Source organism: Rhizobium sp. TH2, from assembly GCF_024707525.1.
Classification (GTDB): domain Bacteria; phylum Pseudomonadota; class Alphaproteobacteria; order Rhizobiales; family Rhizobiaceae; genus Rhizobium_E.
Map to the genome: position 1 here is coordinate 2,299,495 of NZ_CP062231.1, position 25,463 is coordinate 2,324,957.

Annotated in this window: 19 protein-coding genes; 4 read left to right on the forward strand and 15 right to left on the reverse strand. The window is 60.2% G+C overall.

Translation table 11 applies throughout. The features are described from left to right. Positions 1–631 precede the first annotated feature (631 nt). Positions 632–6,508: a hypothetical protein gene (locus tag IHQ71_RS11510; RefSeq protein WP_258162092.1), complete on the forward strand. Its 5,877-nt coding sequence runs from the start codon at positions 632–634 to the stop codon at positions 6,506–6,508. Positions 6,509–7,474: 966 nt separating this feature from the next. On the opposite strand, the gene IHQ71_RS11515 is transcribed toward IHQ71_RS11510, so the two are convergent. Together IHQ71_RS11515 and IHQ71_RS11520 are read right to left on the reverse strand one after the other, a co-directional pair. Next, on the reverse strand, positions 7,475–7,645 hold the full coding sequence (locus IHQ71_RS11515) for a Flp family type IVb pilin (RefSeq protein WP_258162093.1): 171 nt from the start codon (positions 7,643–7,645) through the stop codon (positions 7,475–7,477). A 429-nt stretch (positions 7,646–8,074) separates the two neighbouring features. After that, a complete protein-coding gene (locus IHQ71_RS11520; protein ID WP_374990020.1) occupies positions 8,075–9,313 on the reverse strand; it encodes a cystathionine gamma-synthase family protein in 1,239 nt (412 codons plus the stop codon). Positions 9,314–9,471: 158 nt separating this feature from the next. On the opposite strand from IHQ71_RS11520, the gene IHQ71_RS11525 reads away from it, so the two are divergent. After that, entirely contained in the window at positions 9,472–9,933 is a 462-nt protein-coding gene (locus IHQ71_RS11525) for an Lrp/AsnC family transcriptional regulator (RefSeq protein WP_258162095.1), read from the forward strand. A 113-nt stretch (positions 9,934–10,046) separates the two neighbouring features. On the opposite strand, the gene IHQ71_RS11530 is transcribed toward IHQ71_RS11525, so the two are convergent. From IHQ71_RS11530 to IHQ71_RS11585, 12 genes are all read right to left on the reverse strand, one after another. After that, positions 10,047–11,117 carry a BMP family ABC transporter substrate-binding protein gene (locus IHQ71_RS11530; RefSeq protein ID WP_258162096.1) on the reverse strand — a complete coding sequence of 357 codons (1,071 nt, stop codon included), beginning with the start codon at positions 11,115–11,117 and terminating at the stop codon, positions 10,047–10,049. A gap of 37 nt (positions 11,118–11,154) precedes the next feature. Continuing rightward, entirely contained in the window at positions 11,155–12,075 is a 921-nt protein-coding gene (locus tag IHQ71_RS11535) for an ABC transporter permease (RefSeq protein WP_258162097.1), read from the reverse strand. Further along, entirely contained in the window at positions 12,072–13,157 is a 1,086-nt protein-coding gene (locus IHQ71_RS11540; protein ID WP_258162098.1) for an ABC transporter permease, read from the reverse strand. Before IHQ71_RS11540 ends, IHQ71_RS11535 begins: the two co-directional genes overlap by 4 nt. Continuing rightward, positions 13,147–14,712, reverse strand: coding sequence for an ABC transporter ATP-binding protein (locus IHQ71_RS11545; RefSeq protein WP_258162099.1), 1,566 nt, complete (start codon positions 14,710–14,712; stop codon positions 13,147–13,149). The genes IHQ71_RS11540 and IHQ71_RS11545 overlap by 11 nt, the downstream gene beginning before the upstream one ends. Positions 14,713–14,749: 37 nt before the next feature. Beyond that, a complete protein-coding gene (locus IHQ71_RS11550; RefSeq protein ID WP_258162100.1) occupies positions 14,750–15,730 on the reverse strand; it encodes a quinone oxidoreductase in 981 nt (326 codons plus the stop codon). Between the two features lies 1 nt (position 15,731). Then, positions 15,732–16,472 carry a phosphatidylcholine synthase gene (gene pcsA, locus IHQ71_RS11555; protein WP_258162101.1) on the reverse strand — a complete coding sequence of 247 codons (741 nt, stop codon included), beginning with the start codon at positions 16,470–16,472 and terminating at the stop codon, positions 15,732–15,734. Between the two features lie 441 nt (positions 16,473–16,913). After that, positions 16,914–19,376 (reverse strand): ATP-dependent Clp protease ATP-binding subunit ClpA, encoded by a 2,463-nt coding sequence (clpA, locus tag IHQ71_RS11560; RefSeq protein WP_258162102.1) that lies wholly within the window; start codon positions 19,374–19,376, stop codon positions 16,914–16,916. 10 nt (positions 19,377–19,386) lie between these two features. Continuing rightward, complete coding sequence (gene clpS, locus IHQ71_RS11565; protein WP_374989977.1) at positions 19,387–19,740, reverse strand: ATP-dependent Clp protease adapter ClpS; 354 nt, start codon at positions 19,738–19,740, stop codon at positions 19,387–19,389. A gap of 229 nt (positions 19,741–19,969) precedes the next feature. Beyond that, a complete protein-coding gene (locus IHQ71_RS11570; protein ID WP_258162103.1) occupies positions 19,970–20,344 on the reverse strand; it encodes a phasin family protein in 375 nt (124 codons plus the stop codon). A 135-nt stretch (positions 20,345–20,479) separates the two neighbouring features. Continuing rightward, positions 20,480–20,686 (reverse strand): DUF3126 family protein, encoded by a 207-nt coding sequence (locus tag IHQ71_RS11575; protein ID WP_258162817.1) that lies wholly within the window; start codon positions 20,684–20,686, stop codon positions 20,480–20,482. Between the two features lie 113 nt (positions 20,687–20,799). Further along, positions 20,800–21,627, reverse strand: coding sequence for a serine O-acetyltransferase (gene cysE / locus IHQ71_RS11580; protein WP_258162104.1), 828 nt, complete (start codon positions 21,625–21,627; stop codon positions 20,800–20,802). Positions 21,628–21,683: 56 nt separating this feature from the next. Further along, the gene (locus IHQ71_RS11585) at positions 21,684–22,475 is read right to left on the reverse strand and encodes an alpha/beta fold hydrolase (protein ID WP_258162105.1); all 792 of its coding nucleotides are present in this window, start codon (positions 22,473–22,475) and stop codon (positions 21,684–21,686) included. 123 nt (positions 22,476–22,598) lie between these two features. On the opposite strand from IHQ71_RS11585, the gene IHQ71_RS11590 reads away from it, so the two are divergent. After that, positions 22,599–22,844 carry a zinc-finger domain-containing protein gene (locus tag IHQ71_RS11590; RefSeq protein WP_258162106.1) on the forward strand — a complete coding sequence of 82 codons (246 nt, stop codon included), beginning with the start codon at positions 22,599–22,601 and terminating at the stop codon, positions 22,842–22,844. Positions 22,845–22,880: 36 nt separating this feature from the next. Further along, positions 22,881–24,035, forward strand: coding sequence for an FAD-dependent monooxygenase (locus IHQ71_RS11595; RefSeq protein WP_258162107.1), 1,155 nt, complete (start codon positions 22,881–22,883; stop codon positions 24,033–24,035). Between the two features lie 16 nt (positions 24,036–24,051). Here the strand turns inward: IHQ71_RS11595 and IHQ71_RS11600 are convergent, their stop codons facing one another. Then, a complete protein-coding gene (locus tag IHQ71_RS11600; protein ID WP_258162108.1) occupies positions 24,052–25,245 on the reverse strand; it encodes a cystathionine beta-lyase in 1,194 nt (397 codons plus the stop codon). Positions 25,246–25,463 lie beyond the last annotated feature (218 nt).

A 25,463-nucleotide genomic window follows, 5' to 3' on the forward strand; every position in this document is an offset into this window, starting at 1 on the left:
CTGAATAGACTGCAAGATTCAATCTCCGATTGCTATCCTCTTTCCAAGGCAGCGCAGTAAAAATAAGTGATAGTAATAAAAGGATCGAAAAACCGTGAAATCTTTTGGTAAAAAAAACGTTAATCTCATCTATTGATTCAAATAGAAATAGGAGTATTGTTTTATGTTCTTGCCATTTGGGAGTGGAGTGTAGTTGCGTGGCACCGCATGAAGCAATTTACGAGAGTAACGTAGAAAGACCACACTGAGGCTGAGCTGTCCCTGCGCTCATCTCAAGTTGCTTCGCATGGGAATTAGGAAACATTTCTAGCACCTTACGGCCGGCCGGACTGACACGTCTATGGCCGGGGGGCTTTCTGTTTCCTGAAAACACGGAAATACACACGACCGTTCCCAAAGGGCGAAATTGTTCGATCATGCTCTGGGAGGAGAAATGGTCTGTTTGAACGGAGGCGCAATTCCCCAGCGAGCCGAAACCGGCGTCCGCAGGGCCAGATGCCAGTCGTCTCCGATGAATTCAGGCCAGTGGATCCCGGAATAGCTTTAACAACGATGGGAACGGAAACGCTCTCAGTAGACAACGTCTGTGCGCAAAAAGCATACGGACTCAACAACTTCATGGGAGGATACAATGGTCGACATCAACCTTACCGCAGCCGGCGCGTCCACGACCATCAACGGCGCAATATTTTTCGATTCCGCGAATATCGGATCTGGAACGGGCAACTACAATACAATCCTTGCCATTGGCGATAACGACGGCAACGAAACAGGTTTCACAACGGATGATACACCGCCGATCGACGGCTCCAACGGGGACATCGACCATTCCAAGACCCACACGGTTCTGCTGTCCACGGTTCCGGTCATCATTGTCAACGGCGTCCAGTATTACGAGTTTCGCGTCGATCTCAATGAGGCCAACAGCAATCCCAACGGGCAGATTTCGCTCGATACGTTCAAAATTTACTCTTCGACCAACGGCGGTATCCAGGACCTGGCGACGCTCCAGACGCAGACGGTCGCATATGACATGGACGCCGGCGGTGACAAGACGCTGCTGCTGAGCGAGGTTTCCACCGGCAGCGGCACAGATGACTACGCGGTGCTGGTCCCGGTGTCGAGTTTCGCAGGCGCCGATCCCGCGACGACCTACATGTATCTCCAGGTCGGGATGGGCTTCAAGGGCGGCGACTATGCTGCGCAGAGCGGCTTCGAAGAGTGGAATCTTCAGTCGGCCGGCAGCCTGACCGGGACGAAGTTCGAAGACCTCGACAATGATGGCATCAAGGATGCCGGCGAGCCCGGTATGGGCGGCGTCACCATCTTCATCGACACGGACAAGGACGGTGTGCTTGACGCAGGCGAGCGATCGACCGTCACCGACGCCAACGGCAACTATACCTTCTTTGGTGTTCCGCTTGGAACGTACCAGATCGATGAAGTGGTGCCTGCGGGTGCGACCCAGACAACCGGGGCCTTCGAAACGGTCACCGTCACGACCATAGGCCAAACAGCCGTGGTCGATCCGATCGGCAACTTCGTGCCGCGTCCCGGCATCGAGCTGATCAAGACCGCCACGGCCGGCCAGATCGCCGACACCGCCGGCGAGGAACTCGATTACACCATCACCGTCCGGAACACCGGCAACATCGCCCTGACCAGCGTGCTGGTCACCGACAACAATGCCGATCCCGGCAGCGTCCTCTACGCCAGTGGCGACACCGATGGCGACAACAAGCTCGATGTCGGCGAGACCTGGACCTACAATGCCACCCACACCGTCACCCAGGCCGAACTCGACAATAATGGCGGCGGCGACGGCGATATCGACAACATCGCCACGGTCACCACCCAGGAAGGCCCCACCGACAACGACGACGCCGTCGTGCCCGTCGACCAGAATCCGGGCATCGAGCTGATCAAGACCGCCACCGCCGGCCAGATCGCCGACACCGCCGGCGAGGAACTCGATTACACCATCACCGTCAGGAACACCGGCAACATCGCCCTGACCAGCGTGCTGGTCACCGACAACAATGCCGATCCCGGCAGCGTCCTCTACGCCAGTGGCGACACCGATGGCGACAACAAGCTCGATGTCGGCGAGACCTGGACCTACAATGCCACCCACACCGTCACCCAGGCCGAACTCGACAATAATGGCGGCGGCGACGGCGATATCGACAACATCGCCACGGTCACCACCCAGGAAGGCCCCACCGACAATGACGACGCCGTCGTGCCCGTCGACCAGAATCCGGGCATCGAACTGATCAAGACCGCCACCGCCGGCCAGATCGCCGACACCGCCGGCGAGGAACTCGATTACACCATCACCGTCCGGAACACCGGCAACATCGCCCTGACCAGCGTGCTGGTCACCGACAACAATGCCGATCCCGGCAGCGTCCTCTACGCCAGTGGCGACACCGATGGCGACAACAAGCTCGATGTCGGCGAGACCTGGACCTACAATGCCACCCACACCGTCACCCAGGCCGAACTCGACAATAATGGTGGCGGCGACGGCGATATCGACAACATCGCCACGGTCACCACCCAGGAAGGCCCCACCGACAATGACGACGCCGTGGTGCCCGTCGACCAGAATCCGGGCATCGAACTGATCAAGACCGCCACCGCCGGCCAGATCGCCGACACCGCCGGCGAGGAGCTCGATTACACCATCACCGTCCGGAACACCGGCAACATCGCCCTGACCAGCGTGCTGGTCACCGACAACAATGCCGATCCCGGCAGCGTCCTCTACGCCAGTGGCGACACCGATGGCGACAACAAGCTCGATGTCGGCGAGACCTGGACCTACAATGCCACCCACACCGTCACCCAGGCCGAACTCGACAATAATGGCGGCGGCGACGGCGATATCGACAACATCGCCACGGTCACCACCCAGGAAGGCCCCACCGACAATGACGACGCCGTCGTGCCCGTCGACCAGAATCCGGGCATCGAACTGATCAAGACCGCCACCGCCGGCCAGATCGCCGACACCGCCGGCGAGGAACTCGATTACACCATCACCGTCCGGAACACCGGCAACATCGCCCTGACCAGCGTGCTGGTCACCGACAACAATGCCGATCCCGGCAGCGTCCTCTACGCCAGTGGCGACACCGATGGCGACAACAAGCTCGATGTCGGCGAGACCTGGACCTACAATGCCACCCACACCGTCACCCAGGCCGAACTCGACAATAATGGTGGCGGCGACGGCGATATCGACAACATCGCCACGGTCACCACCCAGGAAGGCCCCACCGACAATGACGACGCCGTGGTGCCCGTCGACCAGAATCCGGGCATCGAACTGATCAAGACCGCCACCGCCGGCCAGATCGCCGACACCGCCGGCGAGGAGCTCGATTACACCATCACCGTCCGGAACACCGGCAACATCGCCCTGACCAGCGTGCTGGTCACCGACAACAATGCCGATCCCGGCAGCGTCCTCTACGCCAGTGGCGACACCGATGGCGACAACAAGCTCGATGTCGGCGAGACCTGGACCTACAATGCCACCCACACCGTCACCCAGGCCGAACTCGACAATAATGGCGGCGGCGACGGCGATATCGACAACATCGCCACGGTCACCACCCAGGAAGGCCCCACCGACAATGACGACGCCGTGGTGCCCGTCGACCAGAATCCGGGCATCGAACTGATCAAGACCGCCACCGCCGGCCAGATCGCCGACACCGCCGGCGAGGAACTCGATTACACCATCACCGTCCGGAACACCGGCAACATCGCCCTGACCAGCGTGCTGGTCACCGACAACAATGCCGATCCCGGCAGCGTCCTCTACGCCAGTGGCGACACCGATGGCGACAACAAGCTCGATGTCGGCGAGACCTGGACCTACAATGCCACCCACACCGTCACCCAGGCCGAACTCGACAATAATGGCGGCGGCGACGGCGATATCGACAACATCGCCACGGTCACCACCCAGGAAGGCCCCACCGACAACGACGACGCCGTCGTGCCCGTCGACCAGAATCCGGGCATCGAGCTGATCAAGACCGCCACCGCCGGCCAGATCGCCGACACCGCCGGCGAGGAGCTCGATTACACCATCACCGTCCGGAACACCGGCAACATCGCCCTGACCAGCGTGCTGGTCACCGACAACAATGCCGATCCCGGCAGCGTCCTCTACGCCAGTGGCGACACCGATGGCGACAACAAGCTCGATGTCGGCGAGACCTGGACCTACAATGCAACCCACACCGTCACCCAGGCCGAACTCGACAATAATGGCGGCGGCGACGGCGATATCGACAACATCGCCACGGTCACCACCCAGGAAGGCCCCACCGACAACGACGACGCCGTCGTGCCCGTCGACCAGAATCCGGGCATCGAGCTGATCAAGACCGCCACCGCCGGCCAGATCGCCGACACCGCCGGCGAGGAGCTCGATTACACCATCACCGTCAGGAACACCGGCAACATCGCCCTGACCAGCGTGCTGGTCACCGACAACAATGCCGATCCCGGCAGCGTCCTCTACGCCAGTGGCGACACCGATGGCGACAACAAGCTCGATGTCGGCGAGACCTGGACCTACAATGCCACCCACACCGTCACCCAGGCCGAACTCGACAATAATGGCGGCGGCGACGGCGATATCGACAACATCGCCACGGTCACCACCCAGGAAGGCCCCACCGACAATGACGACGCCGTCGTGCCCGTCGACCAGAATCCGGGCATCGAACTGATCAAGACCGCCACCGCCGGCCAGATCGCCGACACCGCCGGCGAGGAACTCGATTACACCATCACCGTCCGGAACACCGGCAACATCGCCCTGACCAGCGTGCTGGTCACCGACAACAATGCCGATCCCGGCAGCGTCCTCTACGCCAGTGGCGACACCGATGGCGACAACAAGCTCGATGTCGGCGAGACCTGGACCTACAATGCAACCCACACCGTCACCCAGGCCGAACTCGACAATAATGGCGGCGGCGACGGCGATATCGACAACATCGCCACGGTCACCACCCAGGAAGGCCCCACCGACAACGACGACGCCGTCGTGCCCGTCGACCAGAATCCGGGCATCGAGCTGATCAAGACCGCCACCGCCGGCCAGATCGCCGACACCGCCGGCGAGGAACTCGATTACACCATCACCGTCAGGAACACCGGCAACATCGCCCTGACCAGCGTGCTGGTCACCGATAACAATGCCGATCCCGGCAGCGTCCTCTACGCCAGTGGCGACACCGATGGCGACAACAAGCTCGATGTCGGCGAGACCTGGACCTACAATGCCACCCACACCGTCACCCAGGCCGAACTCGACAATAATGGCGGCGGCGACGGCGATATCGACAACATCGCCACGGTCACCACCCAGGAAGGCCCCACCGACAACGACGACGCCGTCGTGCCCGTCGACCAGAATGCCGATATCGATGTCGAGAAACTCGTGATCATCAACGGTGGCACGCCCGAGGATGCCGACGTGCCGACCGGCCCGGAGGTGGCGGAACTCGGCGCCGACATCGACTTCCGCTTCGTCGTCAAGAATGAGGGCAATGTCACCCTGACGAACGTGCTGGTCACCGACTCGAAGTACAATCTGGATGGTCTCGCCGGCGATGCCGTCGGAGGAGACAATGCCTATACCATCAACAGCCTTGCCATCGGGGCGACAGTCACTTTCGACTTCACCACTGCGGCGTGGCAGGCCGGCCAGCATAAGAACACGGGCACCGCCGTCGGAAGCTACAGCGAGGGCACTGTGCAGGATTCCGACGATGCCCATTATTTCGGCCTGATCAATGACGGGCCGGGCGTCAGGACTCCCGGTTTCTGGTCCAATCTTGGCTTCAGATTCTGGGATGGAATCATCGGCAATGAGCCCAAACAAGCCGGAACGCCGGGCTTCGCCGATGGCGAACTGCTCTACAAAGTCGATTGCAACGGCGACGGCGTGCTCGACAAGAAGGGTCTGCTGATCGGAGACTACAATAAAAACGGCCTGGAGGATGACGGTGGAGACACGATCTTCGTCTCGATCAAGCTTGCCCAGACTCTGATCGATGCTTCGCAAAAGCAACAGCAGGACGGCCGCTACATGATCGGACGCGATGTGGTTGCCACTTGGCTGAACTTCCTGGCCGGGAACTCCATCGGCGACGGTTCGGCCAACACTGCCCGACGCTTTATTGATGAAGCTGTCGACTGGCTGGACTGGACGGACGGCACCAGGAATAACGGCAAGCTGGACGGACCCGATGCGCTTTTGGGCAATGCGGTGAAGACCAGCTCGAACGCCTGGCAGCTCGGCATCAACACGGATGCGGATGCCGAGTTGGAGATAGCCGCGGGCAAGAACATCCACAGCGCGCTTGACGAGTACAACAACAACGGAACCGTCAACGGCTTTGCCGTCGCCCATGATGCCGATAGCGCAGCATTCCTGAGGGCGCTATCCATAGCCTCATCGGACACGCTGATGTAACGAAAACCGTGACGCTGCATCTCCGATGCAGCGTCACGACTCTTCCTTGGTCCGGCTGGCATCCGAAATGGAACCGGCCGGGAGGCCGTTGCCGATGGCAAACTCCCCTCGCCTTGTTGTCACATGCCGGGAACAGATCGAGAAGCCGGCCAGTTATGGAGCTCTGCGCTGGCGTGACGGCGAACTATTACGCCGTCAATAACGTGGCGTCGGAAGCAACTCATATTATGTCAAAATCAGTCATGTGATCACGGCCGAACGCTCCGAGGCATACGAAATAAAGCGCGATCTTTCCGCCATGACCTGCGGCGCCGGCCTCGGCCGTACCTATGGGTACGACGCTCGCCAGCCGCCTTGGTCCTGACGAAAATCTGCTCCGGCAGAACTGCTTCCATTTAACAATGAAACGCTCTAGGACCTTACGCGAGCCACATGACTGGCCTCACCTCTCGATCAGCCTACCAGCCATGAGATAACGTAGATTATCGCTAGCCAAGTTATGATAAGAAGTTCTGCACCTAGAATGTACGCCTGAAGCCTCATCACGTGTCCCCCCGTGCCAAGCTCGCAGAGGATAGCTGCTGGGTGACAGAATTCCACCAATAAATTCGGATATGCAACGAAATACACAACATTTTCATTACATATACACGGCCGCGCGGAAGTCTCTCATGAGAATTTCGGAATGACTGGCATACAGTCGAAAAAAGACTGGATCATCGGTAGTTTTCTTAAAGCCAGCCCTCGGCAGTCACGATTGTCGCGAGCGTGTTACTACCAGCCCGCTACTCAGACCACACTTCGGGCACAACCAGGAGACCCATCGAGCGCCTTCAATCCGTATCGCGTCTATTCTTGTATCGCGTTAAAAGAGCAGCCTCTGCATAACTTTGGTTATGCAGAGGCTGCTAACGAAACTCCATCCGTTTCGCCCGACGTGACCGGGCGACGGTAAAGCGCCAAGGATTAGTTCACGTTCAGCTTCGTGGACAGGTTTGTGAACTGGTTGTTCAAGGCACCGCCCAGCGTCGTCGCACCGGTAATGAGTGCCACGGAGATCAAAGCTGCAATCAGGCCATATTCGATAGCCGTTGCGCCGGATTCATCTGCGAGAAAACGTCGAAGTAGCATCGGCATGTGTAACTCCCATTCGTGGCGCTCATGGCGCGCGTTGCTCTGCAGTTACATAACTACGCCTTATTTTTTAACGCACCGCTAAGTTATAGTATTTTCAAATACCCCGAATAATGATTCCAATCTTAGAGATCGGCGCCCGCAACAGTGCACCTGTTCCCTATTTCAGCAATCTTTTTTTCCCTTGGATTGGCCCGACAGCGCTATCATAGCCTATCCGAATCATCGGCAATCGGAGGGCGCCATGGAAACCGTCGGCATCATCGCAACAAACCCTCTGTACTTGGGTAGCACTGTACTTTGGGTCATGGCCGTATGTGTCTGGATCACAGCGGTCGTTGATCCCTAGACCCAATTTGCGGCGTCGGATGCATGACTGCGACGAACCGCCGTAAGCCGTCCGAGCGGTCGAACTGGCCGCGAGTATCTCTATCAACCATTCCCCGCCACCGCGCGCCGGAAAGCCTGTTCCAGATCGTGGATCAGGTCGTCGGGGTGCTCAAGCCCGACCGAAAGCCGGATCAGCCCCTCGTTGACGCCTGTCTGGCTGCGCGCTTCGATCGGGACACCGGAATGGGTTGTCGAGGCCGGATGGCAGGCCAGCGATTCCGAGCCGCCGAGCGAAACCGCCAGCTTGAAGATGCTGAGGTTGTTGAGGATACGGAAGGCGAGTGCGCGGTCGTCGGGGATGACGAAGGAAAAGGTCGAGCCCGCGCCCGAGCACTGGCGCGCATGGACCGCCTTTTCAGCCTCCGGCACGTCGTGATCGACGTGAAGCACGCTGGCGGGGATGAATGGATTGCCGGCCAGCCAGTCCGCGACCTTCCGGGCTGACTCCGCAGCGCGCTCCATGCGAAGCGCCAGCGTTTCCATCGATCGCGACAGCATCCAGCACGAATGCGGATCGAGTTGGAATCCATAGGCCGATCGAGCCTGGCGCACCGGCGCCAACAGTTCGCGCGAACCGGTGATACCGCCTGCAACCAGGTCGGAATGGCCGCCGACATATTTGGTCAGCGAATAGACGCAGATATCGATGCCGAAATCGAGCGGGGTCTGGAACACTGGTCCGAGCATGGTGTTGTCGCAGACGATGATGGGCTTCTGGCCGGTGGCGCGCGACCAGTTGTCGACTGTGCTGCGGATGAGCTGAAGATCGATCGTCGCATTGGTCGGATTGGCGGGCGTTTCGAGGTAGACCATCTTGACCGGCCCGTGCCGCGCGGCCTTCTCAAGCATGTAGACCAGGGATTCGTCCTCGGTGCCATCGACGAAGGGGATGGGCTTGATTCCCCACTGGGTGAAAACCTTGCGGAAGAGCGTCTCTGTGCCGCCATAGAGCGGCGTGGAGTGCACCAGCGCATCGCCCGGCCGCAGGTAGGCCAGGGCGACGGCGCTGATCGCGGCCATGCCCGACGATGTCACCAGCGCCTTTTCCGCATGGTCGTAGATTGCCAGCCGGTCTTCCACGATTTCGAGGTTCGGATGGTTGAAGCGCGAATAGACGAGGCCTCCGGCGCCCATGCCCTCGGGTGCGGGCTTGCGGCCGGCGACGACGTCGAAGAAATCAGCGCCTTCCTCGGCACTGGCGAAAGCGAAGGTCGAGGTCAGGAACACCGGCGGCTTGACGGCACCTTCGGACAGAGAGGGATCATAGCCGAAGGCCGTCATCTGGGTGGATGGGTGTAGCGGATGACCGTCAATATGTGTGCGTCGGAAATTCTTTGCCACGTCACGCTCCCAGCTGTGGATTTCTCCACTCATCATCTGCGCAGGCGTGCAAAAAATCCCACTTGTTTTGGTCAAAATAATGAAGCTATTAGTCGATAATGACTACACTTGACAAAACAGACGCCAAAATCCTCCAAGTTCTCAGCCAGGATGCGCGGCAAAGCGTCGAGCGCGTGGCCGAGCAGGTGAACCGGTCGGCGACCCCGGTCAGGCGACGCATCCGGCGGCTGGAAGACGAAGGCATCATCCGCCGCTATACGCTGGATGTCGATATGAAGGCCTGCGGCTACGGGCTCCAGCTCTTCGCCTTCATCAAGCTGCAGAGCCGCGATCGTCCGACGATTGCCGATTTTGAAGACCGCATTCGTCGACTGCCCGAAGTGACGACGTGCAATCTGGTGACGGGGGCTCATGACTATGTGCTCGAAATGCGCATGCCCGACATGGATACTTACAACAATTTCCTGCGCTCAGTGCTGTCCGAGCTGCCCGGTGTATTCGGCATAGAAACGAGCGTTGTCATCGGGCCGGTCAAGGACGAGATCGCGCTGCCGTACTGATCTGTTTGAACGACAGGCTGTACTTGGAGATGCAAAACCCCCGAGGTTGGATATCCAACTCCCCGGGGGTCAGGTTAAAAGGCGGGGTCTTCTTCTGTTAGTATCGTGGCCGCTTACTTCGGCAATTCGCCTTCGACGCCTTCGACGAAGAAGTTCAGGCCGCCGAGCACGCCGTCATCGGCGGATACGCCGGCCGCCAGCCATTCGGAACCGTCCTGCTTCTTGAGCGGGCCGGTGAAAGGCTTCAACTCGCCCGACTTGATCTTGGCCTCGGTTTCCTCGGCCATCTTCTTCACGTCGTCAGGCATGTTGGTGTAGGGCGCCATGAAGAGCGTGTTTTGGGCCAGGCCTTCCCAGCTCATCTGGGTCTTCCACGTTCCATCCAGTGCCGCCTTGACGCGCTCGACGTAATAGGCGCCCCAGTTATCGACGATCGCCGTCAGTTGCGCGTTGGGACCGGCCTTGATCATGTCGGATGCCTGACCGAAGGCGTGGATCTTGCGTTCTTCGGCAATCTGCATCGGGCCGGTCGAGTCGGTGTGTTGCGTGATGATATCGACGCCCTGGTCGATCGCAGCCTTGGCCGCATCGGCTTCCTTGCCGGCGTCGAACCATGTGTTGACCCAGATGACCTTGAGCTTGAATTCCGGGTTGATCGAGCGCGCGCCGATCACGAAGGAGTCGATGCCCTGCACGACCTCGGGGATCGGGAAGGAGGCGATGTAGGCAGCCGTGCCCGTCTTCGACATCTTCGCGGCGATCTGGCCGAGAATGTAGCGGCCTTCATAGAAGCGCGCATTATACGCCGTCAGGTTCGGTGCAGTCTTGTAGCCCGTGGCGTGTTCGAACTTCACGTCAGGGAATTTGGCGGCAACCTTGACGGTCTGGTCCATGAAGCCGAACGAGGTCGTGAAGACGAGACCGCAGCCCGAACGGGCGAAGCGTTCGATGGCGCGCTCGGCGTCGGGACCCTCGGGCACGTTTTCGAGATATTGCGTCTCGATCTTGTCGCCAAGTTCCTTTTCGAGCAGTTGGCGGCCGATGTCGTGCGCCTGCGTCCAGCCGCCATCGGTCTTCGAGCCGACATAGAGAAAGCAGACTTTCAGCTTGTCGGCGGCTTGCGCACTGACCGAGAAGCCCAGGACGGCGGCGGTCGCCGCGAGTGTGAGGATCATTTTTTTCATTGTTAAACCCCTGTGGTTGGTACTCTTACAAGTTGGTTCACCGGTCGGGAACGAAGCTCTTCCCGAGCGATGCAGGCGTGTTGATCAGCGTGAGCCGCCGATTCTGCGAAATGACGATCAGCACGAGCACTGTCGCCACATAAGGCAAAGCCGAGAGGAACTGCGCCGGAACGGCAATTCCAAAGGCCTGCGCATGGAGCTGTCCGATGGAGACAGCGCCGAAGAGATAGCCGCCGATCAGCAGTCGCCAGGGCCGCCACGAGGCAAAGACCACCAGCGCGAGCGCGATCCAGCCACGTCCCGCCGTCATGTTCTCTACCCATTGCGGCGTATAGACGAGGGAGAGATGCGCGCCCGCCAATCCTGCGCAAGCGCCGCCGAACATCACGGCGAGATAGCGGATGCCGATGACGTTCAAGCCCAGCGCATGCGCCGAGGCGTGATTGTCACCGACAGAGCGGAGCACGAGGCCTGACCGGGTGCGGAACAGAAGCCAGCTGACGCCGAAGACCAGCGCAATTGAAGTATAGAAGATCAAGTCCTGTCCTAGGATGACGCGCCCCACGTAGGGAACATCGCTGAGCCAGGTCGGCAGCAACGCCGGCAGTTTGATACCCTGGACGCCGACGAACGGCTCGCCGACCATGCCCGACAGTCCAAGCCCCAGGATGGTCAGCGCAAGACCCGTCGCGACCTGGTTGGCCACCAGTGTCAATGTCAGAAAACCGAAAAGCAGCGACATCAGCACGCCTGCGGCAATGCCCCCGAAAACCCCGATATAGGGCGAACCACTCATCTGCGTCACCGCAAAGGCGACGACGGCGCCCATCACCATCATGCCTTCGACGCCGAGATTGAGCACGCCGGCGCGCTCGGTGACCAATTCACCGATGGAGGCGAGCAGCAAGGGTGTCGATGCGGTGATGATGGTGATCAGGATCGATTCGAAAACGGTCATGGCCGGGCTCCCGTCAGCCGCGTCCAGTTAAACCGGATCTTGTACATGATCAGCGTATCGCATGAGAGGACGAAGAACAGCAGCAGGCCCTGGAACAGCCGCGTGACCTTCTCCGAAACACCGAGCGACAGCTGTGCCGCCTCGCCGCCGAGATAGGTGAGTGCCAGTATCAAACCCGAGACGATAATACCGATCGGGCTGAGCCGGCCGAGGAATGCAACGATGATGGCGGTGAAGCCGTAGCCCGGTGAGATCGACGGCCTGAGCTGGCCGATCGCGCCCGAGACTTCGGCAATGCCCGCCAATCCGGCAAGCGCACCCGAAAGCAGAAACGAGAACCACACCATGCCGGAGGCCGAGAAGCCCGCAAACCGCCCTGCCCGCGACGATTGGCCGAGCACCTTGACCTCATAGCCGCGTAGGGTGAATTCCATCATGAACCAGAGCAGGACCGCCGCGACAATGGCAAAGACAAAGCCCCAATGCGCACGGCCCGAACTCTCCCAGATCGCTGGCAGCACGGCGGACGGATCGAACATTCGCGTTTCCGGGAAATTGTTGCCCTCGGGATTGCGCCAGGGCCCGCGCACCAGCCAGTCGAGGAAGAGCTGTGCGACATAGACCAGCATCAGGCTGGTCAGGATCTCGTTGGTGTTGAATTTCGTCTTCAGCAGCGCCGGGATCGCGGCATAAAATGCGCCGCCAACCATGCCCATCAGCATCATCAGCGGCAGCAGCCACGGCCCCGTCCATGTGTGGAACAGAACGGGTATCGCCGAGCCAAATATTCCGCCGAAGATGAATTGGCCCTCGGCACCGATATTCCAGTTGCCGGCACGATAACAGATCGAGAGCCCGACGCCGATCAGGATCAGCGGCCCAGCCTTGATCGCCAGTTCATGCAGCGACCATTCCTCGCGCAGCGGATCGATGAAGAACAGATAGAGCGCCTGCCAGGGATCCTTGCCGAGTGCGGCAAACAGGATGAAGCCGCAGATCAGCGTCAGCAGCAACGCAATGAACGGCGAGAGAAACGTGAAGAGCTTCGACGCGTTCGGGCGTTTTTCCAGTTCAATGTGCATTGACCGGCTCCCGGTGCGCGTCCATGCCGCCCATCAGCAGGCCGATTTTCTCGCGGTCCATCTCTGCCGCGGGATACACCGTCGAGAGCTTGCCGTCATGGATGACCGCGACATGGGTGGCGACCTCGAAAATCTCGTCGAGGTCCTGGCTGATCACCAGCACCGCCGAACCCGCCTTCGCCAGATCGACCAGCGCCTGGCGAATGCGGCTTGCGGCACCTGCATCCACGCCCCAGGTCGGCTGGTTGACCACCATCACGTTTGGCTGCCTGTCGAGTTCGCGGCCGACGATGAATTTCTGCAGATTGCCACCCGAGAGCGAGCCCGCCGCCGGATCTTCGCCGCTCTTGCGCACATCCATCGCCTCGCAGATGCGCTTGGTGGCCGCCTTGATCGTCGATGACCGGATGATCCTAAGTGCTCCGCCGGCCAGGAACGCTTTCCGGTCCGACACATTGCGCGACAGGACCATGTTGTCGGAGAGGCTCATGGCGGTCACCGCGCCGTGACCATGGCGTTCCTCGGGCACGAAGGCGGCGCCCAGCAGCCGACGCGCCGAGATGCCGGCCCGGCCGACGGACGTGCCGCGAATTTTCACGGCGTCGTTGTCGGGCACGGTATATTCTCCGGAGAGCACATCGAAAAGCTCGCCCTGCCCGTTGCCCGCGACACCGGCAATCGCCAGGACCTCGCCGGCATGAACATCGAGCGACACATTCTTGAGAGCAACCGCGAAGGGCGAACGCCCCGCAGCACTGAGCGACCGCGTTTCCAGCCCGATCGGGCCACTGGCATCCGAAACGGTCTTTTCGACCGCCGCGACGTTCGAACCCACCATCATGCGCGCCAGCGATGCTGGCGTTTCCTGCCGCGGGTCGCAGGCGCCCGTGACCTTGCCGTGGCGCAGCACGGTCGCCTTGTCGCAGATCCGCTGCACCTCTTCGAGCCGGTGGCTGATATAGAGCACAGAACGCCCCTCGGCCTTCAGCTTCATCAGTGTTTCGAACAGCTTGTCGGCCTCCTGCGGCGTCAGCACCGAGGTCGGCTCGTCAAGGATGATGAGTTTCGGGTTCTGCAGCAGCGCGCGGACAATCTCGATACGCTGGCGCTCGCCGACCGAGAGATCGGCAACATGCGAATTGGGATCAAGCGGCAGCCCATAAGCTTTCGATAGTTGCTCCGCTTCCTGTGCGATCTTTGAAAGTGGGATATTCGCGTCAAGCGAGAGCGCGATATTCTCGGCGACGGTCAGCGCTTCGAACAGCGAGAAATGCTGGAACACCATGCCGATGCCGGTCTTGCGCGCTTCGCCGGGGCTGCCGATCGTCACAGGCGCGCCATTCCAGAAAATCTCGCCGGAACTCGGCGTCAGAACGCCGAACAACATCTTCACCAGGGTGGATTTGCCGGCGCCGTTCTCCCCGAGCAATGCATGAATCTCACCGGGCGCGATCTTGAGGTCGATCCCGCTGCAGGCCGCGAACGACCCGAAGAGCTTGGTGATATTTCGCACCTCAAGGAGCGGGCTTAAGTCGCCCGCGGCATTCTCCGTCACCGATTTCCCCAGCCTTGCACTGATCCCATTGTTTTTATTAGGGTATCAGCAATGTTGTTCCACTCGTTCTTCTTGCCTCCAGATCGGCATGCGCTCTTGCGGCGTCGGCCAATGGGTAGGTCTGGTTGACATTGATAACCACTTTGTTGCCTCGCACAATAGCAAAAAGCGCCTCTGCACATTTGTTAAGCTCTTGCCGCGTCGCGATATAGTGGCCGAGCGTCGGCCGCGTCATGAAAAGCGAACCCTTCTGAAGAAGAACCAATGGTGCAAGCGGCTCGACCGGTCCCGATGCATTGCCGAACGTGACCCAGAGACCGCGCGGCTTGAGGCAATCCAGCGACATCGGGAACGTATCCTTGCCGACCGAGTCGTAGACCACGTCCACGCCCTTGCCGGCGGTCAGTTCCTTGACGCGCGCGGCGAAGTCCTCCTCGCGATAATTGATCACGTGGTCGCAGCCATGCTCCAGCGCCAGCTTGACCTTGTCCGCGCTGCCGGCCGTTCCGATCACTGTGGCACCCAGAGCCTTGGCCCATTGGCAGGCAATAAGGCCGACGCCGCCGGCGGCCGCATGCCAGAGCAGGACCGTTTCGGGCCCCACCTGATAGGTACGGTTGAGCAGGAACTCCACGGTCATACCCTTGGTCATCATCGCGGCGGCGACTTCGAAAGGAATGTCGTCGGGCAGCGCCACCAGGGCGCTCGCGCGGATATTGCGATAGTCGCAATAGGCGCCGTCGTTGTTGGGATAGGCGACCCGGTCGCCGATGCGGAAGTCGTCCACCCCCTCGCCCACAGCGACGACGGTGCCGGCACCTTCGCTGCCCGCGACGAAGGGCAAGCCGCCGGCCGGCTTGTAGAGACCGGTGCGATAGTAAGTGTCGGCGAAATTCAGACCGATCGCGGTGTGATGGATCTGCACCTCGCCCGGACCGGGAAGCGGTACGTCGATCTCGGCCAACTCCAACACTTCGGGGCCGCCATAGCTGCGGATGAGAATTGCCCTGCTTTTCATGTCACTCACTCCGTCCGAGATTGGGGAAGATCTGCAGCACGAAGCCGATGCAGTACATATAAAGTCCCGTCGCCACCACGCCCCAGACGACCCAGTCCGGCGAATTGAAATGCTTGAGCAGGGCGATGCCGGACAGAACCGCCCAGACTGCGAAGACGGCGAGATTGACCAGCCTCAGCCGCTTGACGCGAACGGGATGCAGGAACCAGATCGGGAAGAAGGATAGTATGGCCGAGACGACGACGACGACGAATGCGACGTTCTCGCTCGGCTTGATGACGAAGAGCGTGAACACGACCATGTTCCAGACAACGGGGAAGCCCGAAAAGAAATACTCATCCGTCTTCATGCCCATATCGGCATAGTAGATGGCCGAGGACACGACGATGATCCCGGCTGCGACGAACGACCATGGCTCGCCGATCATGCCGCTCTGGTAGAGCGCGAAGGCCGGCAGCAGTACGTAGGTCACGTAATCGATGATGTTGTCGAGTGTATCGCCCGACCAGTTCGGCAGCACTTCCTTGACGCGCACCTTGCGCGCAATCGGGCCATCGATGCCATCAACCACCAGCGCCAGGCCCAGCCACCAGAACATATCGACGAAGCGATGTTCTGCCGCGGCGACCACACCCAGAAAAGCGAGAAACGAGCCTGAGGCTGTCAGCAGGTGTACGCAGAACGCCCGAATCTCGGCATAGGGAACGGCCTTGTAGTTGAATACATAGGAGAAAATCCGCATCCCCGTCCCGCCCTCCGGTTGCATGGCGCCTTTCGGCAAGGAATTGATACAGGGGTTTTTGGCTGATCGCCAGCCAAAAGGTATCGGTTTTGGTGTTTGCCGGGACATGCAACCGCAGCCACAATAATTGCTACTGGCGATGGCGTTTAGGTGCTATTCGTCGGAAATTCGGGGGCGGAAGCAGAAAGCGTCGAGACCAGCGGCGCGTCGGCGAGGATTGGCCACGCTGACATCAGGCGAGTGCCTCGCCTTCGAAGAAGGAGGTCGACTATGTGGTGGAAGCCATTTAGTCTGACGTTTGCTGTAAGAAAAACCCGGACGAGCTGGTCAGTGACCGTCCGGGTTCAATTCTACAGCTAACAAACGATGGGCGGGGTTACCGCCTCGCCCATCACTCCGGCAATATAGCTGCCGAAGCTGTTTCAATCAAGCTCTGCCTCTCTAGCCCTTCTTGGGCACGTTGGGCACGCGCTTCTTCGGCTTGGGCGCCTCATCTTCGGGCTCGGCGGAGGCAGTCACCACCACCGGCTCGACCTTGGCCTTCTTCGGCGCCTTGGTCGTGGCGGCGACTTCCGCCTCGTCCTTCGGCTTGACCTTCACGTTATCAGGCAGGCTTTCGAGCAGGATGCCCTGCTTGCCATCGGCCTTCGTCCCGACCGTGACGCGAACGATTCCACCCTTCTTGAGCTTGCCGAAAAGGATTTCCTCGGCGAGCGGCTTCTTGATGTTCTCCTGGATCACGCGAGCCAACGGACGCGCACCCATCTTGTCGTCGTAACCCTTTTCGGACAGCCACTTGGTGGCCTCGTCTGTGAGTTCGAAGGTGACATGACGTTCGGCAAGTTGGCTTTCCAGCTGCATGACGAACTTCTGCACCACCTTGTGGACAACCGACATCGGCAGCGACGAGAACGGGATGATCGCGTCGAGACGATTGCGGAATTCCGGCGTGAACAGCTTGGTGATCGCCTCGATTTCGTCGCCTTCGCGTTTTGTCGAGCCGAAACCGATTGCCGCACGTTGCGCGTCGGACGCACCGGCATTGGTGGTCATGATCAGGATCACGTTGCGGAAGTCGATCTTCTTGCCGTTGTTGTCGGTCAGCGAGCCGTTATCCATCACCTGAAGCAGGATGTTGTAGATATCCGGATGCGCCTTCTCGATTTCGTCGAGCAGAAGCACGCAATATGGATGCTGGTCCACCTGGTCGGTCAGAAGCCCGCCCTGGTCGAAGCCGACATAGCCCGGAGGCGCACCGATCAGGCGCGAAACCGTATGGCGTTCCATATATTCCGACATGTCGAAGCGCAGCAGTTCGACACCGAGCGAGCCAGCAAGCTGCTTTGCCGCCTCGGTCTTGCCAACGCCGGTCGGGCCTGAGAACAGGTATGAACCGATCGGCTTGTTGGGCTCGCGCAGGCCGGCGCGTGCCAGCTTGATCGCGGACGCCAAGGCCTCCATCGCCAGTTCCTGGCCATAGACCACCGCGGCAAGCTCCGTCTGGAGATTGGCCAGCGTCGCTTCGTCATCCCGCGAAACGGTCTTTGGCGGTATCCGCGCCATGGTGGCGATGGTTACCTCGATCTCCTTTTCGGTGATCAGCTTGCGCCGCTTCGAGATCGGCAGCAGCATCTGGGCCGCACCGGTTTCGTCGATCACGTCGATTGCCTTGTCGGGCAGCTTGCGATCGGTGATATAGCGCGCCGAAAGCTCGACCGCCGCCTTGATGGCGTCGTTCGTGTAGCGAAGATGGTGGAATTCCTCGAAATACGGCTTGAGGCCCTTCATGATGTCGATCGCGTCGTCGATTGACGGCTCGTTGACATCAATCTTCTGGAACCGGCGCACCAGTGCGCGGTCCTTTTCGAAGAACTGGCGGTATTCCTTGTAGGTGGTCGAACCGATGCAGCGGATCGCACCCGAGGAGAGCGCGGGCTTCAGGAGGTTGGAGGCGTCCATGGCCCCACCCGATGTCGCACCGGCACCGATCACGGTGTGGATCTCATCGATGAACAGCACGGCGCCCGGGAAATCCTCGAGTTCCTTGACGACCTGCTTCAGGCGCTCTTCGAAATCGCCGCGATAGCGGGTGCCGGCGAGCAGCGTGCCCATGTCGAGCGAGAAGATCGTCGCGTTCTGCAACGCCTCGGGAACCTGCTTTTCGACGATGCGCTTGGCAAGGCCTTCGGCGATCGCCGTCTTGCCGACGCCGGGGTCACCGACATAGAGCGGATTGTTCTTCGAACGGCGGCACAGGATCTGGATCGTCCGGTTGACTTCGGCCATGCGGCCGATCAGCGGATCGATGCGGCCGTTCCTGGCCTTCTCGTTGAGATTGACGCAATAGGCCTTGAGCGCGTCGAGCGGCTTCTTCTGACCGTCTTCGCTGTCCTTGGCTCCGGTGGGCTTGGCTTCCTGCTCGCTTTCCTCGACGCCCTTGGGAGCGCGCGTCTCGGAAGCGCCGGGGCGCTTGGCAATACCGTGGGAGATGTAGTTGACCGCGTCGTAGCGGGTCATGTCCTGCTCCTGCAGGAAATATGCGGCATGGCTCTCGCGTTCGGCGAAGATCGCGACAAGCACGTTGGCGCCGGTCACTTCTTCGCGGCCCGAGGATTGCACATGGATCACCGCGCGCTGGATGACGCGCTGGAAGCCGGATGTCGGCTTCGAATCCTCGTCATAGCCCGTTGCCAGGTTGGCCAGGTCGTTGTCGACATAGTCGCTGACGGCCTTCTTGAGCTTGTCGAGATCGACATTGCAGGCCTGCATCACGGCTGCGGCGTCGTTGTCGTCGATCAGCGAGAGCAGGAGATGTTCGAGAGTAGCGTATTCGTGTCGCCGCTCGTTGGCGAGCGTGAGTGCCCGATGAAGGGCCTTTTCAAGGCTTGACGAAAATGTGGGCACGATCAGAACCTCATTTCTTTTCCATAACACATTGCAGCGGATGCTGGTGTTCCCGGGCGAAATCCATGACTTGCATCACCTTCGTCTCGGCGACCTCGTAGGTGAAGACGCCGCATTCGCCGACACCGTGATTGTGCACTTGCAGCATGACCCGCGTCGCCGCTTCCCGGTCCTTCTGGAAGAAGCGCTCCAGTGTATGGATCACGAATTCCATAGGCGTATAGTCGTCGTTCAGGAGCAGCACACGGTATAGGCTCGGCTTTTTGACCTTCGGCTGGATGCGCGTGATCACCGAGGTGCCTCGGCCTCCAGTGACGCCGCCACCTTCGTCTTCGCCCTGCATCCGGTATACGTATTCGCTCATGCCTGCCATTCTACCTTTTGGTTCCGCGTGCTGTTCACCAGGGAAACCAGACGCCTTATGTGGTATCGCAAAGCAGTATTTTAAGAGCCTTTTTCTGGGTAGCAACACTAATCGCATTAACTTGCCCAGAAATGGAGACAAAATAGCGGCGGCGATGCCCTTGTCCCGGAATGAAAAAACCGGCCACCCCGCGGGCAGCCGGTTCTTTGAAAGGTTTGCCGATGGCGGATCAGGCGGCTGCGGCGGCAGCGGCCTTGGAAACATTCGACTTCACCGCTTCGGTCGCCTTGGCGGCAGCGGCCTGCGCCGGCTCATAGGTCTGCTTGGCGATGTCGGAATAGAGTTCGCCGAGCTTGTTGAGTTCGGCGAGATAGCCTTCCATCGCTGTTTTGGCGAAGGAGGTGTTGAGTTCGATCACCGCTTCGAAGCTCTTGACCGACATCAGCTGCTCGAGATGGGCCACATTGGCCTCATATGCCTTCTTGGAGTATTCGGCGGTTTCCGAAGCGATTGCCTGGAAGCCCTTGGCGGCCGTGGAATAGCTCTTCAGCACGGAGTCCACGGCTTCTTTCCCGTAGAGATTGCTGTCATCAAATTTAAACATGGTGGTGTCCCGTCGTGTTTGTTGTGACATCTCTAAAATATAGGTGCAGCGCACAAAAAGTCAACTGGACTTGTGCGCCGCAAAAAAGAAATCCCGCCGAATGGCGGGATCGAAACAGGTGCGGCGCTCGCCTTTTTAGGTAAGATCGACGTCGAGGATCGCCATGGAAAAATTGTAGGAAAGATCGCCATCCTCGTCGTCGCGATAGATGACGCCAAGGAATTCGTCGCCGATATAGACTTCCGCCGAATCATTCTTGCGCGGACGAGCCTTGACGATGATGTTGGGGTTCAGCGTGCGCTTGAAATAGGCGTCGAGCTTCTTGAGTTCCTCGGGCTTCACGTTGGCGTCTCCATCGGGGTTCATGTGATTTGCGCCGCTTTTGCCATCTTGGGTACGGGCTGTAAACCCCGCAGACAGGCGGGCCGCCATCCCGGCCCGCTTTGCCACGTCGCTCAGTCGATGGACGGCAGATGCACCTGGTCCATCGAACGCGACGGCTCGGAGCATCCCGCCTCGCCGACGATTCTCGCCGGCACACCGGCAACCGTCGTGTTGCGCGGCACGGGCTTGAGCACGACCGAACCGGCAGCGATGCGCGAGCAATCGCCGACCGTGATATTGCCGAGCACCTTTGCGCCCGCGCCGATCAGCACGCCGTTGCCGATCTTGGGATGACGGTCGCCCGCTTCCTTGCCGGTACCACCGAGCGTCACACCCTGGAGGATCGAGACATTGTCACCGATCGACGCCGTCTCGCCGACGACCAGGCCCGTGGCATGATCGAGGAAGAAGCCCTTGCCGATCCTGGCCGCCGGATTGATGTCGGTCTGGAACACGCTCGACGAACGGCTCTGGAGATAAAGCGCAAAATCCTTGCGGCCCTGCCTCAGAAGCCAGTTGGCCAGCCGATAGGTCTGGATCGCGTGAAAACCCTTGAAATAGAGCACCGGCTCGATGAACCGGGTGCAGACGGGATCGCGGTCGTAATAGGCCTGGATATCGGCGCGGATTGCGGCACTGAAACCCTGGTGGTCGCCGCACATTTCCTCGAAGGTCTGGCGCAGCAGCACTGCCGGCATGTCGGGGTGGTCGAGTCGCTCGCAGATCCGGTAGATCACGGCGTCTTCAAGACTCTTGTGGTTGATGACGGTCGAATAGAGAAAGGTCCCCATATAGGGGTCATGGTCAGCGGCAATGCGCGCCTCGCTCTTCAGCGTATCCCAGATCGGGTCCACGGATGACAGGTGCTCGGCGGACCTGATTTCACTCTTTACGGCCATAGCCGCTCTCCTTCATTCATGCCTGAGGTCCATCAGTATAATGTATGTCTGGCGCTTTAGGAATGGGCCGCGCCGATCTCCTGGTAGAAGTCCAGCACCGCCGCCTTGAACACCCTGTCGCCCACTGCCAGCATGTGATCGCGACCGGGAATATCCACCGCCCGCGCATCCGGAAGCAGGTCCGCCAGCTCATGGGGGGAACCCGCGATATCGTCCTTCGTTCCGACGCCGATGAGAACCGGCTGCACGACATGCGCCAATTCCGCCTCGCTCACCAGTGCCCGGTTGGAGGAAATGCAGGCCGCCAGCGCCTGCCGGTCGCTTTGGGTTTTGTCGGCGAAGGCGCGGAACATCCGGCCCCGCTCATGGCTAACATCGTCGAGCGAAGGCGCAAGCAGTGCCTCGGCGATCGGGTCCCAATCTCCTACCCCATGGACGAGCCCGATTCCCAAGCCCCCAAGCACCAGCGAGCGGACGCGTTCGGAATGCTCGAGCGCCATGAAGGTCGAAATCCTCGCTCCCATCGAATAGCCCATGACACCGGCGCGCTCGATGCCGAGATGATCGAGCAGAGCAGTGGCATCCCTGGCCATCAGCGACGGATGATAAGCGGCGGGATCATGCGGCTTGGAGCTTCCTCCATGGCCGCGATTGTCGATCGCGATCACCCGCCTGCCCGCCTGGCCGAGCGTCTGCAGCCAGCCCGGCTGCACCCAGTTGACCACGGCCGAGGATGCGAATCCGTGGATAAGCAGCGTCGGCGGACCGTCCTCGTGGCCGGCATCGAAATATGAGAATTCGAGGCCATCGTGCGAGAACGTCGAGAAAACAGGGCTGTTGAGATGCATTTTAGCGATCGTCTCCCGCATGTCAGTTATGCACCAATCTCATGAGACAGGCGCGTTTTGGCTCTACACTTTTGCTGTGAACCACACTATGTTGCGCCACAACAAATATGGTCGGAGACTTGCATGGCCGGACACAGCATCCCACATTTCCAGAACGATGGCGGATATAAGACGATCGCGATCGGGGTCAAGGAATTCATGTGCACCGGTGCGTCGATTCCCTTCGATCATCCGCATATCTTCATCGACATGGGCGATGACAATGAGAAGATCTGTTCTTATTGCTCGACGCTCTACACGTATAAACCCGCTTTGAAAGCCAACCAGTCTGATCCGGCTGGCTGTGTCTTCGTTGATCGCGCCGCGTAGTTGCGCGAAGGCCCGGATGGGCCAAGGACAGAACAAATGAAATCCGTTGCTATTATGGGCGCCGGCGTTGCCGGCCTTGTGAGCGCGCTCGCCTTTGCGCGCAAAGGCGTCCGGTCCGTGATTCTCGAGCGCGCCTCCGTGCTCCAGGAAGTCGGCGCCGGCCTCCAGCTTTCGCCCAATGCCACCTATGTGCTTGGCCAGCTCGGCCTGTCGGATGAGCTTTCAGGCCTGTGGCGCGAGCCCGACAATATCTGTCTGGTTTCCGGCCAGACGCTTGCCCCCATCACTTCGATCGCCACAAAGACCCTGGCGCGCGAACGCTGGGGCGCACCCTACGCCTCGATCCATCGCGCCACCCTGCAGAAGGTGCTGATCGAGCGCGTCAAGGCCGAGCCGCTGATCTCGCTCAATCTCGATGTCGAAGCGAAGAACGAGAGCGAAATCCACGAACTCATCGGCGAGACACCGGACCTCACGATCGGCGCCGACGGCGTCTGGTCGAAATTCCGCCAGTTCGTGCCGCAGGCCGGAACGCCGGAATTCTCAGGCATGGTCGCCTGGCGCTTCATCATTCCCGAGCGCGATGCGCCGTCTTTCCTCAATCCGCGCAATGTCACCGCCTTTGTCGGCCCACACGCCCATATCGTCGCCTATCCGCTGAAAGATGCCGGCGCGTTCAACGTCGTGGCGCTCTCGACCGGCCGTAATCCCGGCGAGACCTGGGCGGCCGATTGCAATCCAACCTTCCGCTCCGAGATGACCTCGCAGTTTTGCAACTGGCACCGCGATATCCGCACGCTTCTGTCCTATGCGCCGAAGCCCACCTGGTGGCCGCTGTTCGGTGTCTCGAACGGCCGCTGGACCGATGGCCAGAGCCGCATCCTGATCGGCGACGCCGCCCACGCAATGACGCCGTTCGCGGCCCAGGGCGCCGCCATGGCGATCGAGGATGCCTATGAACTCGCCGGCGTCTCGACCGGCAATGCGGCACTTTCCGATGCGCTGCTGTTCTTCGAGCGCAACCGCCAGCACCGCGTCTCCCGCGTCCGCTCGCGCGGCGCCTTCAACAAGTTCGCCTATCACGCACGCGGGCCTATACGGCTCGCCCGCGACTTCGTACTGAAGATCCGCAAGCCGGAGCATGTCGCCGCAGACCTCGATTGGCTCTACGGCTACAAGGCGCAAGGGTAAGGACTGAGCGAACCGCTCAGCCCGCTGCCCTCGCCGCTGCAAGTCCACCTTCGATATCGCGCTTGAGATCGACAACATCCTCGAGCCCGATCTGCAGCCGGATCACCGGTCCGCCTTCGGGCGCCTTGGCGATCTTGCGGTCGCTGAGAATGGGCATGACGGCGAGGCTTTCATAGCCGCCCCAGGAATAGCCGAGCCCGAAGAATTTCAACGCATCGAGGAAGGCAAAAGCGCGCGGCTTGTATTTCTCTGGATCGCTCTCCTTCAATACGATGGAAAACAGCCCGGACGCGCCTTTGAAGTCGCGTTTCCAGATGTCGTAGCCTTCGAAGCTCGGCAGGGCCGGATGCAGCACCTTGGCGACGTCCTCGTGACCTTCCAGCCATTGCGCCAGCGCCAGCGCGCTTTCCTGGTGCCGCTCGAGCCGCAATCCCATCGTCCGGAGCCCGCGCAGGATCTGATAGCTGTCGTCGGGCGACGCGCAGACGCCGAGGGTGATATTGGCTTCACGCAACTGGTCCCAATGCCGGGCATTGGCCGAAACCGTGCCGAACAGCACGTCCGAGTGGCCGGACGGATATTTGGTCGCCGCATGCATCGAGATATCGGCGCCGAAATCGAGCGGCTTGAAATAGACCGGCGTCGCCCAGGTATTGTCCATCATCACGACGGCGCCACCCGCATGCGCCGCATCGGCGATCGCCCTGATATCCTGCATCTCGAACGTGTTCGAACCGGGCGCCTCGGTATGCACGATCGAGGTGTTCGGTCGCATCAGCTTGCTAATGCCTGCGCCGATCAGCGGGTCGTAATATTCGGTCTCGACGCCGAGCCGCTTCAAGATCGTGTCGCAGAAATTCCGCGTCGGGTGATAGACAGAATCAACGACCAGGACGTGGTCGCCAGCTTTCGCGAAGCCGAGGAACGGCACCGTTACCGCAGCAAGGCCCGATGGCACCAGGATCGTACCGGCCGACCCTTCAAGTTCGTCGATCGCCTCGGCCAGCGCGTCGGTGGTCGGCGTTCCGCGCGTGCCGTAGGTGTATTTCTGCGCCCGCTTGTCCATCGTCGCGGCATCCGGAAACAGCACCGTGGAAGCATGCACCACCGGCGGGTTGACGAAGCCATGGTAGTCGCGCGGATTGTAGCCGCCATGGGTCAGCCGAGTATTAATGCCGAGTTCGCCGGCATCCTTCCTGTCATCGATCATGTGTGATGTCCGTATCGTGTAGCGGGTGAGAGCGCATTCTTAGAGCCTCTTTGATCGCAAACGCAAATTCTGATTTGTCACAGGGACACGAAATCCGCCGAGCGCGCAAAATTATTCGCCAAAATGCTTCATTTGGCAGCGCGGCCTTGCCGGTTTTTTCGCATTTCAGGTGTTCCCCGCAAATTTTTTGGCAAAGACGAAGGTTGGTCTTGACTAAC

What these genes read in the sequence shown, in the direction of transcription:
- IHQ71_RS11590 (WP_258162106.1), top strand. Translation starts at nt 22,599, where the DNA reads ATGGCCGGACACAGCATCCCACATTTCCAGAACGATGGCGGATATAAG.
- IHQ71_RS11540 (WP_258162098.1), bottom strand. Translation starts at nt 13,157, where the DNA reads ATGCACATTGAACTGGAAAAACGCCCGAACGCGTCGAAGCTCTTCACG.
- pcsA (WP_258162101.1), bottom strand. Translation starts at nt 16,472, where the DNA reads ATGCGGATTTTCTCCTATGTATTCAACTACAAGGCCGTTCCCTATGCC.
- clpS (WP_374989977.1), bottom strand. Translation starts at nt 19,740, where the DNA reads ATGAGCGAATACGTATACCGGATGCAGGGCGAAGACGAAGGTGGCGGC.
- IHQ71_RS11525 (WP_258162095.1), top strand. Translation starts at nt 9,472, where the DNA reads ATGACTACACTTGACAAAACAGACGCCAAAATCCTCCAAGTTCTCAGC.
- IHQ71_RS11520 (WP_374990020.1), bottom strand. Translation starts at nt 9,313, where the DNA reads ATGACGGCCTTCGGCTATGATCCCTCTCTGTCCGAAGGTGCCGTCAAG.
- IHQ71_RS11570 (WP_258162103.1), bottom strand. Translation starts at nt 20,344, where the DNA reads ATGTTTAAATTTGATGACAGCAATCTCTACGGGAAAGAAGCCGTGGAC.
- IHQ71_RS11535 (WP_258162097.1), bottom strand. Translation starts at nt 12,075, where the DNA reads ATGACCGTTTTCGAATCGATCCTGATCACCATCATCACCGCATCGACA.
- IHQ71_RS11585 (WP_258162105.1), bottom strand. Translation starts at nt 22,475, where the DNA reads ATGCATCTCAACAGCCCTGTTTTCTCGACGTTCTCGCACGATGGCCTC.
- IHQ71_RS11550 (WP_258162100.1), bottom strand. Translation starts at nt 15,730, where the DNA reads ATGAAAAGCAGGGCAATTCTCATCCGCAGCTATGGCGGCCCCGAAGTG.
- IHQ71_RS11595 (WP_258162107.1), top strand. Translation starts at nt 22,881, where the DNA reads ATGAAATCCGTTGCTATTATGGGCGCCGGCGTTGCCGGCCTTGTGAGC.
- IHQ71_RS11530 (WP_258162096.1), bottom strand. Translation starts at nt 11,117, where the DNA reads ATGAAAAAAATGATCCTCACACTCGCGGCGACCGCCGCCGTCCTGGGC.
- IHQ71_RS11600 (WP_258162108.1), bottom strand. Translation starts at nt 25,245, where the DNA reads ATGATCGATGACAGGAAGGATGCCGGCGAACTCGGCATTAATACTCGG.
- cysE (WP_258162104.1), bottom strand. Translation starts at nt 21,627, where the DNA reads ATGGCCGTAAAGAGTGAAATCAGGTCCGCCGAGCACCTGTCATCCGTG.
- IHQ71_RS11510 (WP_258162092.1), top strand. Translation starts at nt 632, where the DNA reads ATGGTCGACATCAACCTTACCGCAGCCGGCGCGTCCACGACCATCAAC.
- IHQ71_RS11515 (WP_258162093.1), bottom strand. Translation starts at nt 7,645, where the DNA reads ATGCCGATGCTACTTCGACGTTTTCTCGCAGATGAATCCGGCGCAACG.